This window comes from Streptococcus sp. XMC, assembly GCF_021341835.1.
In the GTDB taxonomy this organism is placed as follows: domain Bacteria; phylum Bacillota; class Bacilli; order Lactobacillales; family Streptococcaceae; genus Streptococcus.
On the sequence record NZ_JAJTNQ010000002.1, the window covers coordinates 38213 to 53264 of the forward strand.

11 protein-coding genes and 1 riboswitch are annotated in these 15052 nt (G+C 44.7%); of the genes, 5 read left to right on the forward strand and 6 right to left on the reverse strand.

Annotated features, from left to right (window positions below; translation table 11 throughout):
• Nucleotides 1-13: 13 nt before the first annotated feature.
• From LXO72_RS05140 to zapA, 5 genes are all read right to left on the reverse strand, one after another.
• Nucleotides 14-1342 (reverse strand): alanine/glycine:cation symporter family protein, encoded by a 1329-nt coding sequence (locus LXO72_RS05140; protein ID WP_233331726.1) that lies wholly within the window; start codon nt 1340-1342, stop codon nt 14-16.
• A 156-nt stretch (nt 1343-1498) separates the two neighbouring features.
• Nucleotides 1499-1589: riboswitch (glycine riboswitch) on the reverse strand.
• Nucleotides 1590-1726: 137 nt separating this feature from the next.
• Nucleotides 1727-3145, reverse strand: a complete 1419-nt coding sequence (locus LXO72_RS05145) for a C69 family dipeptidase (RefSeq protein ID WP_233331727.1) — start codon at nt 3143-3145, stop codon at nt 1727-1729.
• An 80-nt stretch (nt 3146-3225) separates the two neighbouring features.
• A complete protein-coding gene (locus LXO72_RS05150; RefSeq protein WP_233331728.1) occupies nt 3226-5562 on the reverse strand; it encodes an endonuclease MutS2 in 2337 nt (778 codons plus the stop codon).
• A gap of 96 nt (nt 5563-5658) precedes the next feature.
• A complete protein-coding gene (locus LXO72_RS05155; RefSeq protein ID WP_233331729.1) occupies nt 5659-6213 on the reverse strand; it encodes a CvpA family protein in 555 nt (184 codons plus the stop codon).
• A gap of 10 nt (nt 6214-6223) precedes the next feature.
• The gene (gene zapA / locus LXO72_RS05160) at nt 6224-6514 is read right to left on the reverse strand and encodes a cell division protein ZapA (RefSeq protein ID WP_023024429.1); all 291 of its coding nucleotides are present in this window, start codon (nt 6512-6514) and stop codon (nt 6224-6226) included.
• A 152-nt stretch (nt 6515-6666) separates the two neighbouring features.
• On the opposite strand from zapA, the gene LXO72_RS05165 reads away from it, so the two are divergent.
• The 4 genes from LXO72_RS05165 (at nt 6667) to recD2 (ending at nt 11263) form a co-directional block, all read left to right on the forward strand.
• The gene (locus LXO72_RS05165) at nt 6667-7146 is read left to right on the forward strand and encodes a glutathione peroxidase (protein WP_233331730.1); all 480 of its coding nucleotides are present in this window, start codon (nt 6667-6669) and stop codon (nt 7144-7146) included.
• Nucleotides 7147-7201: 55 nt separating this feature from the next.
• Nucleotides 7202-8092 (forward strand): ribonuclease HIII, encoded by an 891-nt coding sequence (gene rnhC / locus LXO72_RS05170; protein ID WP_233331731.1) that lies wholly within the window; start codon nt 7202-7204, stop codon nt 8090-8092.
• Between the two features lie 3 nt (nt 8093-8095).
• Nucleotides 8096-8734: a signal peptidase I gene (gene lepB / locus LXO72_RS05175; protein ID WP_233331732.1), complete on the forward strand. Its 639-nt coding sequence runs from the start codon at nt 8096-8098 to the stop codon at nt 8732-8734.
• Nucleotides 8735-8827: 93 nt separating this feature from the next.
• Complete coding sequence (gene recD2 / locus LXO72_RS05180) at nt 8828-11263, forward strand: SF1B family DNA helicase RecD2 (RefSeq protein WP_233331733.1); 2436 nt, start codon at nt 8828-8830, stop codon at nt 11261-11263.
• 27 nt (nt 11264-11290) lie between these two features.
• On the opposite strand, the gene dinB is transcribed toward recD2, so the two are convergent.
• Nucleotides 11291-12403 carry a DNA polymerase IV gene (gene dinB / locus LXO72_RS05185; RefSeq protein ID WP_233331734.1) on the reverse strand — a complete coding sequence of 371 codons (1113 nt, stop codon included), beginning with the start codon at nt 12401-12403 and terminating at the stop codon, nt 11291-11293.
• A 225-nt stretch (nt 12404-12628) separates the two neighbouring features.
• Between dinB and pflB the strand changes: the two genes are divergently transcribed.
• Nucleotides 12629-14944 (forward strand): formate C-acetyltransferase, encoded by a 2316-nt coding sequence (gene pflB, locus LXO72_RS05190; RefSeq protein ID WP_233331735.1) that lies wholly within the window; start codon nt 12629-12631, stop codon nt 14942-14944.
• The last annotated feature ends 108 nt before the right edge of the window (nt 14945-15052 follow it).

Consider the following 15052-nt stretch of genomic DNA (forward strand, 5'->3'; position numbering starts at 1 on the left):
CACACGATCTGGTCTATTTCTTTTTCTTAAAATATCGTTTGCTTTCCTTTATAACAATAGGCGATAAGGCTAACAAGGCGATGAGGTTCGGCAAGGCCATCAGTCCATTCACAATATCGGCAATGATCCAGACCAACTCTAACTGAAGAAAGCCTCCTACCCCCACCATCAGGATAAACAGAAGACGGTAATAGGGGATGAGTTTGACACCCGCCAAAAATTCGACACAGCGTTCACCATAATAAGACCAACCCAAAATGGTCGTCGTCGCAAACAAGACCAAACAAAGAGTCAGAATGATCCCACCGATGTGGCCAAAGGTCGAGATAAAGACCTGTTGGGTCAAATCACTCCCAACTTGCGCCACTGTTGTCCACTGGCCAGATACTAAAATAGCTAGACCAGTTAGGCTACAAATAATTATGGTATCGATGAAGGTCCCGGTCATAGAAATCAGACCTTGCTCCACTGGTTCTTCCGTCTTCGCTGCAGCAGCTGCAATCGGCGCCGATCCCAGTCCTGACTCATTGGAGAACACTCCACGCGCCACCCCTTTTTGAATCGCCTCTTTCACCAAGGCTCCAGAAAAACCACCGATAGCCGCGGTTCCTGTAAAAGCACCTTGGAAAACTTGGGATAGAACGGTCGGCACTTGATCCATATTCAAGACAATAATATAAACTGTCGCAAAGATATAGGCTGCAGCCATAAAAGGAACCACCTTTTCGGAAACCTTGGAAATCCAATGAATTCCCCCAAATATGACAGCCGAAACGATTCCTGCAATGACCAGACTAGCGACTTGAGGGGAAAGTTGAAAACTAGTCTTCAAAGCGCCCGTAATGGCATTCACCTGGGTCATGGTTCCAATCCCAAAGAGAGCCACCAAGACACCTGCCAGGGCAAAGAAGATGGCAAGGGGACGCCATTTTTCCCCCATCCCATGGAGAATGTAGTACATGGGCCCTCCTGAAATATGACCATTGTCATCCTTGGTTCGGTAGCGAATGGCCAACAAACCTTCTGCATACTTGGTCGCCATCCCAAAGAAGGCCGCCATCCACATCCAAAAGAGGGCACCTGGACCTCCTGTCTGAATAGCTGTCGCTACTCCGACAATATTTCCTGTCCCAACTGTCGCCGCCAAGGCCCCGAAGCTAGAGATATCCCCTTCTCCTTGATCTTCTGTAAAAATGAGTCGAAAGGCTTGGGGTAAACGAAAAACTTGAAGCAAGCCCAAGCGGAAGCTCATATAAATCCCAGTCCCCACCAAGAGGATCAAAAGGGGAGCCCCCCAGACCACATTATCTACTTGTTTAAAAAACGCCAACCAATTTGTCATCCTTATCTATTTCTCCTTTTATCATTTGTCTAGCTTTAGAAAGGGATAGCCATCCACTTCCTCCACATCATCCAAGCAATCATCCAAGGAGAAAAAGAAAGAGCACATGTCAAAACATGTACTCTGGTGCTCCAAATAAAAACCAAAAAGGCTTCTATCTTTTGCTCTGTCCTTTTACCTGAGAGTTTGAGTAGAATGCTCTACCTTGCCCCTTCGGTGCCTTTACGGTCTCTCCAGAGTTCCGTCCATTTCACAGTCATAGGAAGGCCCTACTTCTGAAAAACTTCATCCGGTATGATGTTCAATTTGTTCTATTTTAGCATAATTTGAAAAGAAGGTCAATATTTTCAGAAACTATCCTGAAAATAGTACAACTTAGCCCAACTAGTCACTCAAAGAGAAATGGTTGGTCATCAGGTTGCTAGCATCCAACAAGATCTTGTCCAATAAGTGATCCGTCGCTTCTTGAATCTGATCACTCATTTCCTGATTTTCTCTTTCGAAGTCAACAGTTTGTCCTGCTACCAAGGCTTGATCCACTCGTCCAATCCGGGCATGGCCAAGGGCCATAGTGCTTTCTTGGTAATCTTCTAAATCTCCAACATGATGACTATAGTGGGCATCTGCCAGACCAGCAATGATTCGATTGGTCCAATAGAAGGAATCTGTCGTCACTTTTTCTGTCGTGTTGGCAAAATAATCCGGTGTCGTATCGACCTGGGTAAAGAATGGAACCGCCGTATTGAAGGGCATTGACCCATAGCAAAGCCATTGAATCCCGGTTGTCTCTTGAGGACGATTTGGCCGCAATTGGAGAATGGCCGTCTGGCTGGTCCGGTTAATGCCAATGGTACGGAAGGTCCGACGACTATGACTATCTCCTTCTAAACCGTAAGGATCATAGGCTGAATCCTGGTAGTGACTGCTGAGGACATATTTGATATCTTCAATCGTAATCTTGCGGTAAGGTTTTTGACACCAAGGAAGGAAGAAGGAACGAGGATCTTGCTCCACTTCTGGGGTGAGGAACCGTTGAATATCCCAAGCCCGTGGTGTATTGTAATGACGGTCCTTGTCTCGTTGGCTCCCAAAAGCATAACGAGGGTTAAAGGACGAACCGTCAAAATCCAAGGCCAGGTGATGGCGTTCCACAAAATCTTTCAAATCTGGATCACACAAGAATTCTTCTGGGCGATCAAACTCAAAGCGATCACTTCCCAATTGATTGGGATTGGTCACATAGGCATCGTCTGGCACACGGCGGGCCATCCAGTGATGACCTCCGATAGTTTCCAACCACCAGATTTCATTGACATCGCTGATAGCCACTCCATTAGACTCATAGGTTCCGTATTCCTCTAAGATTTTCCCCAAGCGAAGCACTCCTTCTCGGGCAGTCTGGACATAAGGAAGAACCAAGGTCAGCATGTCTTCCTCCCCGATTCCACTTTCCACCAGAGGATCCGCTCCCAAGACCCGGCTATTGGTCGTAATGGTCTCTGTCTCACTCATGGCTACATTGTAGAGATTGATCCCTGCTTCTCCCCAGATACCATCCTTAGGAATGGCATCTGGAACAGCTGTGTAACGAACAGGGTTATCAGGCAGGTCTATCTCAAAAGGAGATAGGACCGACCGATAATGACGGGGTTGATCCTCTGGCTGAACAACGATAAATTTCTTAGGGGTAAACACTCCATTTTGAGAGTCTTCCGTGCGAGCCACAATGGTTGAACCATCATAGCTGGCATCTTTTCCGACGAGTATGGTGGTGCAAGAATCCGACGAACGATTAGGGGTCATATGCTTTCCTACTTTCCGTTTAAACTGACTGTATTATAGCAAAAAGCGTGCCTGATTAAAAGGCACGACTGACTCTTTGCTTATTTAAAGGTCACAATTGTCGCTCCGCTTCCTCCTGCATTTTGAGGAGCGTACTCGAAGCTTTTGACATGTTTATTGCGACGGAGGTACTTGGTAACTCCTTCCCGGATGACCCCTGTTCCGATACCGTGGATGATATCGACTTGGGCCATATTATTGAGAAGGGCTTGGTCGATAAAGCTGTCCAATTCTTCCATGGCTTCCTCATACCGTTTGCCACGAAGGTCCAAGCGAGCCCGAGGCCCATTGGCGTTGGAACGTTTGACTACGTGGACCTGGCGTTTTTTCGGTTTTGAAGCATCTTTGTCAGCTTTTAACAGATTAAATTCTTTTTCTTCCAAGGTCATCTTGATCAGTCCCACTTGGGCTTCCCAGCGACCATCCTTGAGCTGTTTGGTAAGACTTCCTCTTTGTCCATAGCTGATGACCAAGATCTCGTCTCCGACTTTTGGAGCACGGGATTTCTTAGCCTGTTTCAAGACCTTGTTTTTCGATAGGTCGACTGTTTCTGGGGCCAATTTTTTCAACTGAGACTTGGCCTCAATAATTTCATGGGGCTTGAGTTGCGATTTGGCATGGAGACCTTGTAAGATCTGATCGCTTTCTGCTAGAGCAAGATCCACAATTTCTTGCGCTTCTTTACGCGCCTTGTTGAGCTCTGTTTCCCGCTCTCGGGTCAACTCATTGTACAATTTCTTGAGGACGCGGTTGAATTTCAGATTTTCCTGTTCAACATCTCGGATGGACTCGAGTCGTTTGCGACTTTCTAGGGTCTGAGCTTCCAACTTTTCAATGATGCGGTTGACATCCCTATCCTGATTGGTCAACCCCTGCGCTTGACGAACAATCACTTCTGACAAGCCTAGACGACGCGCGATTTCAAAGGCATTGGAACGTCCTGGTACCCCCTGCATAAAACGATAGGTAGGACGCAGGCTGTCCGTATCAAATTCCATGCTGGCATTTTGAACACCGAGAGTCTCAATCCCATAGGCCTTAAGTTCTGGATAGTGGGTGGTTGCCATGGTCTTGATCCCTCGTAAGCGGAGATCTTCTAGGATGGCGATCGCCAGTGAAGCTCCTTCCTGAGGATCTGTTCCAGCTCCCAACTCATCCAGCAAGACCAAGGATTCCTCATCAACCTGCTCCAAAATAGAAACAATATTGGTCATATGACTGGAGAAGGTAGACAAGCTCTGCTCGATCGACTGCTCATCTCCGATATCAGAGAAGATTTGCGTGAAGACAGCCACCTTACTCCCAGCATCCGCTAGGACTGGCAAGCCCGACTGGGCCATTAATTGGGCTAGTCCCAGGGTCTTGAGCATGATGGTCTTCCCACCCGTATTCGGTCCGGTAATCACAATCTCTGTGAGGTCTTTGCCAAAGTGGATATCATTGGGAACAGCCTTCTCAATCAAGGGATGGCGAACCTGCAAGAGCTGAATCTCCCCTTGATCTGACAAGGTTGGAATAGTCCCTTTTCGGTCCTGTAAAAATCGATGTTTGGCCCGAACGAGGTCAATATGACCAATCAGCCAAGCATTGTTCCGAATTTCCCCCGCATGAGGCCGAAGGAGATTTGAAATTTCTTCCAAGATCCGGAGCATCTCGAAGCGTTCATCCGCACGATGGTTGGCAATCTCTTCATTAAGATTGACGACCGCCCGAGGTTCGATATAGACGGTATTTCCACTAGCTGAAATATCGTGCACCACACCGGCAATCCGATTGCGGTAGGTGTTTTTGACTGGCAAGACATTCCGTCCATTCCGACTCGCTACGACCTGATCAGCCAGCATTTCGGACTTGGTCTTCAACAATTCTTGTAGAATGTCTCTGACTTGGTGTTCATTCTCTTGAATACGCCGACGAATTTTTGCCAAGGTTTCACTGGCAAAGTTTTCAATAAATCCTGCCTCATTAATGGCATGGAGACTTCCCTGCAACTGTGGAAGGTCGACTAGATTTTCAAATATCCGATCCAGTTTTTCCAAGCGGACATTTTCTAATTCATCATAAAAATCTCGCAATTCATGGGTCACGCGCAGGACTTTCTTCACCGCTAACAATTCATCGATATTGAGCGATGTTTCTAGTTCTAAACGCTTGGTCACTGGACGAATTTCTTGGATGGTGGGCACGCTAAAGTGCGGATGCTCGACAAATATCTGAGCCATATCCGCCATTTCAAGAAAGGCGGTTTCAATTGCTTCTTTTTTTGCAAGTGGGGCTAATTCCTGCAACTCCACTTCGCCCTGTTCCGTTTGCAAATAAGGCTCTACTAAGTTTTTGACTTTTTGAAACTCTAAGGTTTCGAGAATTTTTTGATTCATGTTTCTCCACAACAGAAAAGGAGGCTGATTTTGGTCTGAGCCTCCCCTTCCTTTCTATAATATCTCTCATGAACTGTTAGACATGATGAGAAGTGATTACGCACCTAAGATTTTTACAACCCAAAGTTGTTTCAAGAGGCCTGCTGTAAGGGGGCTATACTGCACCATAAATCGAATGAGGAAACTTCCATGGAGTCGATCTTGAATGGCCGCCATGGGGATGGTTGACAAAATCGTGAATCCCATTTGCAGAACAAAGTAGGTCACAAGTACAGCTAACACACCACTGGTAATCTGAAACGGATACTCCTCCCATTTTTCAGGCGTTGGAATTAAGGGAATAAAGAGTCCAATCACTCGACCCATCGCATAGACTAAAACAAACAAGATGAAATAAGCCAAACCAGCGTAAAAAACTTTGTCTAAGTGAAAGAGTTGATCTGCACCATAAAAATAGGTTTTTGAAGCTTGTGTTGCACTCGAAAATGGGATCCATAGACTAATGGTTTTTGCCAAGGACTGATAGCCTGATCCTGCGACCAACATGGCCACAATCATGGTTAAAAAATAATATCCTTGGAGCAAAATCCCTCGTGAATACCCAATATAAAAACTCCAAGCTAGGATGAATAAAATCAGGATTGAAAACATGCAACTCCCCTTAATTAGATGATCTACCGACCAGGCCATCTAGGGCCTTGCGACGAAAATCTTCCAATTCTTTTTCCTTATCGTCAAACTCAATCTCACGACTCAATTGTGTTGATAAACTATTGATTGCTAGTAAAATGGCCAGGGTCTCATCATCAGCAGCTGGCATTTGTTCTTTAATCGCTTCATATTTTTCCTTCGCGACCCGTTCAACCTCTTCCATAAAGAGATTATCATGATTGGTTGTAAGAGTCAGCGATTTATTACCGAAAGTAAATTTGTATCTATTTAAGCTGGACATAAAAATCACCTCACGATATTATATCAAAATCTAGCCCGCTTGTCAGTAGGAAAATCCCCTTCCCATAGGAAATACCAAAGCACTAGGGCCACGGTTTAACTTTTTTCGACTCAAGCATGATACAATAGAGAAAGTAGGAAAGGACGTGTAAAATGACTATCTATGATTTCACCGTAATGGCCCAAGATGGGAGCCCCTTCTCCCTCGAAGCATATCGAGGCCAAGTACTCCTCATCGTCAATACAGCAACTGGTTGCGGTCTGACGCCTCAATACCAAGGATTGCAAGAGCTCTATGAGCGCTACCATGACCAAGGATTTGAAATCCTTGACTTTCCATGCAATCAATTTATGGGCCAAGCACCGGGAAGTGCGGAGGAGATTAATCAATTTTGTAGCCTCCATTACCAAACCAGCTTCCCACGTTTCGCAAAAATAAAAGTCAATGGGAAAGAAGCCAGCCCCCTCTACCAATGGTTAAAAGAACAAGCTAGTGGTCCCTTGGGCTCCCGCATTGAATGGAATTTCGCCAAATTCTTGATCAATCGCCAAGGCCAAGTCATCCACCGCTTCTCTTCAAAAACTGATCCTCAAGCAATTGAAGCTAGCCTAAAAGAAGTTCTTTCAGACTAAATTTGGCTGGTCTTTTTCTGGCCTTTCATCTAGCTTTTATGATACAATAAGGGCTATGGAAACAATTACATTGTCCCCTCAAAACGAGGACATCCAAGCATTTGTTCGTCAGCACCAAGACCACCTGCTACCTTCAAAAAATCCTTATATCCGTTATTTTTTTAAGGCTCCTGGTGCAACCATTTCGATTTACACATCAGGAAAAGTTGTCCTACAAGGTAGTCAGGCAACGCGCTATGTTGCCTTCTTCGGTTACCAACAAGATCCGATAGACCAAGCACTTGCTGGACAAGACTTCCCCTTAATCGGAACGGATGAAGTTGGAAACGGTTCTTACTTTGGAGGGCTTGCCGTCGTGGCTTCACTGGTCAGCCCGGAGCAACATGCCCGCTTAAAAAGTCTAGGAGTTGGAGATTCTAAGACCTTAGATGATCGAAAAATTCGAGCTCTCGCACCGATCCTCAAAAAAGAAATCCCACATCAGGCCTTACTGCTGACACCTAAAAAATACAATCAGGTCATCACTTCTGGCTACAATGCAGTTTCTGTCAAGGTTGCTCTTCACAATCAAGCTATTTATTTACTCTTGCAACAAGGGGCAAAAGCTCAAAAGATTGTAGTCGATGCCTTTACGACCAAGAAAAACTATGATCGCTATGTTCAAGCAGAAGCGAATCAGGTCCCACAAGTCGTCACCCTAGAAGAGAAGGCCGAAGGAAAATACCTAGCGGTAGCTGTGAGTTCCATTATTGCCCGTGACCTCTTCCTCCAAAATCTGGAAGATTTGAGTCAAGAACTCGGCTATACCCTTCCTAGTGGAGCTGGTACGCCCTCAGATAAGGTAGCTGCTCAACTATTAAAGGCCTATGGCATTCAAGCCCTTGACTACAGTGCCAAACTTCATTTTAAAAATACAGAAAAAGCAAAAAAATTGATAGAAAGATAAAGCATGAAACGTTCAAAAAAATCAACTAATCCAGTCCGTTCTTTCCTGAAAGAATGGGCACTCTTCGGCCTCATTATTGGAGGCATTATTCTCTCTCGTATTTATCTGTGGACGCCTGTCCGTGTCGATGGCCATTCTATGGATCCGACCTTGGCAGACAGTGAATACCTTCTCGTTATCAATAAACTGCCTATCGACCGTTTTGATATCGTAGTTGCTAGTGAAACAGAGAATGGTAAAACAAAAGAAATCGTGAAACGGGTCATTGGACTCCCTGGTGAAACCATCGAGTACAAAAACGATGTCCTCTATATCAACGGCAAAGAAACGGACGAGCCTTATTTGAAAGAATACATTCAAAAATTTAAAGAAGATAAATTGCAATCAACCTATTCTGGAAAAGGGTTCGAAGAAAATGGAGAGCTCTTCCGCCAAATGGCACAGATAGCCGAAGCTTTCACCGTTGATAAAGATGGAAGTGCGACCTTCACGAAAAAGCTCTTGGATGATGAGTATCTACTCCTTGGTGATGATCGAATCGTTTCAAAAGATAGCCGCCAGGTGGGGGCTTTCAAGAAGGAACAAATCAAAGGGGAAGCCGTCCTTCGCCTCTGGCCACTCCTTCCATTCCAGACGTATTAACCCATGATGAGGTTGGGACTCTTGTTCCAATCTCTTTCAATATCTTCATGAGAGATAAGCTCTCTCAGACCATTACTTAAAAGGAAACTCTGCATGGAATACTATTTCTCAGGAACCATTGAGCGGGTCATTTTTGAAAATCAAAGTAGTTTTTTCCGTATCTTATTGTTGGATATCAATGATACAGATGCAGAGGACTATGATGACTTTGAAATTATCGTCACTGGAACGATGGCAGATATCGTCGAAGGAGAAGATTATACCTTTTGGGGAGAACTGGTCCATCATCCGAAATATGGCCAACAGTTGCAAATGAATCGCTATGAACGAGCCAAACCCACTAGCAAAGGCTTAGTGAAATACTTTTCTAGCGACCATTTTAAAGGGATCGGACTCAAAACGGCCCAAAAGATCGTCGATCTCTATGGTGAGGATACCATTGATAAAATTCTGCAAGCACCTGAAAAGCTAGCCTCCATCTCCGGACTTTCTAAAAAGAATCGCGAGGCCTTTGTCGAAAAACTACAGCTCAACTATGGTACGGAACGGGTCCTCGCCCAACTTGCTAACTATGGCATCCCTAATAAACTAGCCTTCCAAATCCAAGATTTCTACAAGGAAGAAACCTTGCAAATCGTCGAATCGGCTCCTTATCAACTGGTCGAAGATATTCAAGGCATGGGCTTTAAAATTGCTGACCAATTAGCAGAAGAATTAGGGATTGCCAGTGATGCACCTGAACGCTTTCGAGCTGGACTGGTTCATAGTCTTTTAACCCTCTCCTTAGAAACAGGGGACACCTACGTTGAAGCCAAAGAATTGCTCCAGGCCACCATCCAACTCTTAGAAGCATCTCGTCCAGTCGAGCTCGATCCAGCCAGCGTCGCCCAAGAATTGGCCAGTCTCATCGAAGAAGACAAGGTGCAAAACATTGACACTAAGATTTTCAACAACAGCCTCTTCTTTGCAGAAGAAGGGATCCGAAGCCATATCGGTCGCCTGCTAGAAAAAGGAAAGCAAGAATCTTTCGAAGCAGAAATAATCGAACAAACGATCGATGACATTGAAGAAAATCTCCACATTCACTACGACCCCATCCAACGGAAGGCTATCCAAGAAGCCATCCAGCAAAAGGTCTTTGTCCTTACAGGTGGACCAGGAACAGGGAAAACAACTGTTATCAATGGGATCATCGGGACCTATGCCCGCCTGCACCAATTGGATCTTCGAAAGAAATCTCAATTACCAATCCTCTTAGCTGCTCCAACCGGTCGAGCAGCCCGTCGAATGAGTGAACTGACGGGTCTTCCGAGCGCCACCATTCATCGTCACTTAGGAATGACGGGAGACGACGACACGAGTCACTTGGACGATTATCTCGATGCGGATTTTATCATTGTCGATGAATTCTCTATGGTGGATACTTGGCTGGCCAATCAGCTTCTCAGCAATATCTCTTCCAATACCAAACTCTTAATCGTTGGAGATGCCGATCAGCTTCCTTCTGTGAGTCCTGGACAAGTCTTGTCCGATCTCCTACAGATCCCAATCATTCCTCAAGTCAAACTGGAACACATCTTCCGTCAAGGTGAAGATTCGACCATCGTCACTTTGGCCAGTCAGATTCGTAAAGGCCACCTACCTTTAGATTTCACAGAGAAAAAACCTGATCGTTCCTACTTTGAAGCGCCGAGTGAACTCATCGCTCCCATGATTGAAAAAATCACCAGCGCTGCCCTTCGCAACGGCATTCCGGCCCGATACATCCAGGTCCTCGCTCCGATGTATCGAGGTTCTGCAGGCATTGATCAAATAAACAGTCTCATGCAAGACCTCCTCAATCCATTAGAAACGGATGCTCTATTCTTTCAAGCACTGGACTGCCAGTATCGAAATGGTGACAAGGTCATCCACCTGGTCAATGATGCCGAAAGCAATGTCTTTAACGGAGATATTGGCTACATCACCGACCTCTTGCCAGCTAAGTATACCGAATCCAAACAAGATGAACTCACCATCCAATTTGATGGCAATGAATTGGTCTACCCCCGCAATGAATGGTACAAGATTCGCCTGGCCTATGCTATGAGCATCCACAAATCACAGGGAAGCGAATTTCCTGTGGTCATTCTTCCCTTGACAAATCAGAGTCGGCGCATGCTCCAACGCAATCTGATCTACACGGCCATCACCCGCTCCAAAAGCAAGCTCATTCTCCTAGGAGAATACACCGCATTTCACTTTGCGACACAGAATACCGGAACCGCACGAAAAACATATCTGATTGAACGCTTTTCTGATGTGCTTCCTCAAGGTGGAGAGTCTTCCTCAGCCAGCACCACCCATCTGAAAGAGACTTCTGAAACAACAGAGCCCCAAAAGGAGCTCATCTCAGTTGAAAACCACTCTGACTTATCTGCTTCCCAAACTCCTCAACAAGGCTATCGATTAACAGAGGACAATTACTTAAGCATTGATCCCTTGATTGGCCTCACTGAGGAAGAGATTCAACACTTCTTCAAAAACTAGTTAAAAATTCCCCGTAAGCATACTAACTTACGGGGTTTTTTCTATTAGAAATCCTTCATAGGATTCCTGAGACTCGGAAGAAAAATTAGTGAGGGTCACCCCTAAGAGGCGAATACCTGAGGGATTAGTCTCCAAACTCTGATAAAGCTCCTGAGCCACTCTCTGAATGACTGCTGGGTCACTGGTTGCTTCCTCTAAACTTCGTCTCTTGGTCAAGGTCGTAAAATCTGCATAACGAATCTTGAGTACCAAGGTCTTACCAATTTTCTGATGCTTGGCCAAACTGCTCGCCACTTTTTCAGATAGGTTGGCTAGTTCTTTTAGCACATCATCCTCAGCCACCAGCAATTTTCGATAGGTGCGTTCCTTCCCAATGGACTTGCGAATGCGATTACTCTTAACTGGACTGTTATGAATCCCTCTAGCCTTTCGATAGAGATCAAAACCAAAGCGACCAAAGTAATCGATGAGAGTCATTTCCGGCACTTCTAAGAGATCTGCTCCTGTATAAATCCCCAAATCATGTAGTCGCTCTACTGTCCGTTTCCCCACACCATGAAACTTAGCCACGTCCAGCTGACTCAAAAACTCTTGAGCCTGCTCGGGTAAGATGACAGTCAGCCCACGAGGCTTCTGGAAATCACTGGCGATTTTTGCTAGAAACTTATTGTAGGAAACTCCGGCAGAAGCGGTTAAGTGCAATTCATTCCAAATATCATGCTGAATTAAACGAGCTACCTTTACAGCAGATTGAATACCAAGCTTATTGTTGGTCACATCCAGATAGGCTTCGTCGATGCTCATAGGCTCAATTAGATCTGTATAGCGTTTAAAAATTTCTCTGACTTGGAGACCGACTGCCTGATACTTCTCGTAGTTACCAGGGATGAACACTGCCTGAGGACACCGTTCATAAGCTTCTTTGGAACTCATAGCCGAATGGACTCCATATTTTCTGGCTTCGTAATTGCAGGTCGATACCACTCCCCTTCCACCGGACAAACGTGGATCGTGGCCAATGATGACAGGCTTTCCCTTCAATTCAGGATGGTCGCGCTCTTCAACGGACGCAAAAAAGGCATCCATGTCGATATGAATGATCTTACGGCTCGTATCATTTACTAACGGAAATATGAGCATTAGAAACCTCCTTTTTCATTATATCCTTATCAACGATTTTTTCCCACTAATTTCCACCTTTCCCAAGGCAAAAATATAATACAGTTTATTCATCTACACCTTTCTGTATTATAAAAGAATCCAAAATCTTTTTGCTATTCCCTTTGTGAAACCGATTTCTATGTGGTATACTACTATTGTAAGTGCAACAGATTTGTTGCTAGAAAGATATAAGAGGATTTAAACATGGTTGTTAAAACAGTTGTTGAAGCACAAGATATTTTTGACAAAGCCTGGGAAGGCTTCCAAGGGGAAGACTGGAAAGAAAGAGCCAGCGTCTCACGCTTTGTACAAGCTAACTACACTCCATATGATGGAGACGAAAGCTTCCTAGCTGGACCAACTGAACGTTCTCTTCACATCAAGAAGATTGTTGAAGAAACAAAAGCACACTACGAAGAAACTCGTTTCCCATACGATACTCGTCCAACTTCTATCGCTGATATCGCAGCTGGATACATTGACAAAGAAAACGAAGTCATCTTCGGTATCCAAAACGATGAGTTGTTCAAATTGAACTTCATGCCTCGTGGTGGTATCCGTATGGCGGAAACTACTTTGAAAGAAAATGGATTTGAGCCAGATCCAGCTGTGCATGAAATCTTCACTAAATATGTAACAACAGTTAACGATGGTATCTTCCGTGCTTATACTACAAACATCCGTCGTGCACGTCACGCTCACACAGTAACTGGTCTTCCAGATGCTTACTCACGTGGACGTATCATCGGGGTTTATGCTCGTTTGGCCCTTTACGGAGCTGACTACTTGATGGCTGAAAAAGCAAACGACTGGAACGCAATCACTGAAATCGATGAAGAATCAATCCGTCTTCGTGAAGAAGTAAACCTTCAATACCAAGCACTTCAAGAAGTTGTTAAATTGGGTGACCTTTATGGTGTAGACGTACGTCGTCCTGCCTTCGATACAAAAGAAGCAATCCAATGGACAAACATCGCCTTCATGGCTGTCTGCCGTGTGATCAACGGTGCTGCTACTTCTCTTGGACGTGTGCCAATCGTTTTGGATATCTACGCTGAACGTGACTTGGCTCGTGGCACTTACACTGAGTCTGAACTCCAAGAATTCGTTGACGATTTCGTTATGAAATTGCGTACTGTTAAATTTGCTCGTACAAAAGCTTACGACCAATTGTACTCAGGTGACCCAACCTTCATCACAACTTCTATGGCTGGTATGGGTAACGACGGACGTCACCGTGTTACTAAGATGGACTACCGTTTCTTGAACACTTTGGACAACATCGGTAACTCTCCAGAACCAAACTTGACAGTTCTTTGGACTGACAAATTGCCATACAGCTTCCGTCGCTACTGTATGCACATGAGCCACAAACACTCTTCTATCCAATACGAAGGTGTTACAACAATGGCTAAAGACGGATACGGTGAAATGAGCTGTATCTCATGTTGTGTATCTCCACTTGACCCAGAAAACGAAGAACAACGCCACAACATCCAGTACTTCGGTGCTCGTGTAAACGTGCTTAAAGCTCTTCTTACTGGTTTGAACGGTGGATACGACGACGTTCATAAAGACTACAAGGTATTTGACATCGATCCTATCCGTGACGAAGTTCTTGAATTCGAATCTGTTAAAGCAAACTTCGAAAAATCACTTGACTGGTTGACTGACACTTACGTAGATGCTTTGAACATCATCCACTACATGACTGATAAGTACAACTACGAAGCAGTTCAAATGGCCTTCTTGCCAACTCACCAACGCGCAAACATGGGATTCGGTATCTGTGGTTTCGCTAACACTGTTGATACCTTGTCAGCAATCAAATACGCTACTGTTAAACCACTCCGTGATGAAGATGGCTACATCTACGATTACGAAACAATCGGTGAATACCCACGTTGGGGTGAAGATGACCCACGTTCTAACGAATTGGCAGAATGGTTGATCGAAGCTTACACTACTCGTCTTCGTAGCCACAAACTTTACAAGAACGCTGAAGCAACTGTGTCACTTTTGACCATCACTTCTAACGTTGCTTACTCTAAACAAACTGGTAACTCACCAGTCCACAAAGGGGTATACCTCAACGAAGATGGTTCTGTAAACACAAGCAAATTAGAATTCTTCTCACCAGGTGCTAACCCATCTAACAAAGCGAAAGGTGGATGGTTGCAAAACTTGAACTCACTTGCTAGCCTTGACTTTGGTTACGCAGCTGACGGTATCTCACTCACTACTCAAGTTTCTCCTCGTGCTCTTGGTAAAACTCGTGATGAACAAGTAGATAACTTGGTAACTATCCTTGATGGATACTTCGAAAACGGTGGACAACACGTTAACTTGAACGTTATGGACTTGTCAGACGTTTACGAAAAGATCATGAGCGGTGAAGATGTTATCGTACGTATCTCTGGATACTGTGTAAACACCAAATACCTCACTCCAGAACAAAAAACTGAATTGACACAACGTGTCTTCCACGAAGTTCTTTCTATGGATGATGCATTGAGCTAAGATTCAAATAGATTTTTCAAACCAGTCGGAAACGGCTGGTTTTTTCTTGTCCTGTCTTGACTAAATCCGTGGTAACACTAGTACAAATCAGTGAAATTTTGATATAAT

Coding starts and splice junctions, on each gene's coding strand:
- LXO72_RS05150 (WP_233331728.1), bottom strand. CDS start 5,562: ATGAATCAAAAAATTCTCGAAACCTTAGAGTTTCAAAAAGTCAAAAAC.
- LXO72_RS05145 (WP_233331727.1), bottom strand. CDS start 3,145: ATGACCCCTAATCGTTCGTCGGATTCTTGCACCACCATACTCGTCGGA.
- rnhC (WP_233331731.1), top strand. CDS start 7,202: ATGGAAACAATTACATTGTCCCCTCAAAACGAGGACATCCAAGCATTT.
- LXO72_RS05140 (WP_233331726.1), bottom strand. CDS start 1,342: ATGACAAATTGGTTGGCGTTTTTTAAACAAGTAGATAATGTGGTCTGG.
- recD2 (WP_233331733.1), top strand. CDS start 8,828: ATGGAATACTATTTCTCAGGAACCATTGAGCGGGTCATTTTTGAAAAT.
- zapA (WP_023024429.1), bottom strand. CDS start 6,514: ATGTCCAGCTTAAATAGATACAAATTTACTTTCGGTAATAAATCGCTG.
- dinB (WP_233331734.1), bottom strand. CDS start 12,403: ATGCTCATATTTCCGTTAGTAAATGATACGAGCCGTAAGATCATTCAT.
- pflB (WP_233331735.1), top strand. CDS start 12,629: ATGGTTGTTAAAACAGTTGTTGAAGCACAAGATATTTTTGACAAAGCC.
- LXO72_RS05165 (WP_233331730.1), top strand. CDS start 6,667: ATGACTATCTATGATTTCACCGTAATGGCCCAAGATGGGAGCCCCTTC.
- lepB (WP_233331732.1), top strand. CDS start 8,096: ATGAAACGTTCAAAAAAATCAACTAATCCAGTCCGTTCTTTCCTGAAA.
- LXO72_RS05155 (WP_233331729.1), bottom strand. CDS start 6,213: ATGTTTTCAATCCTGATTTTATTCATCCTAGCTTGGAGTTTTTATATT.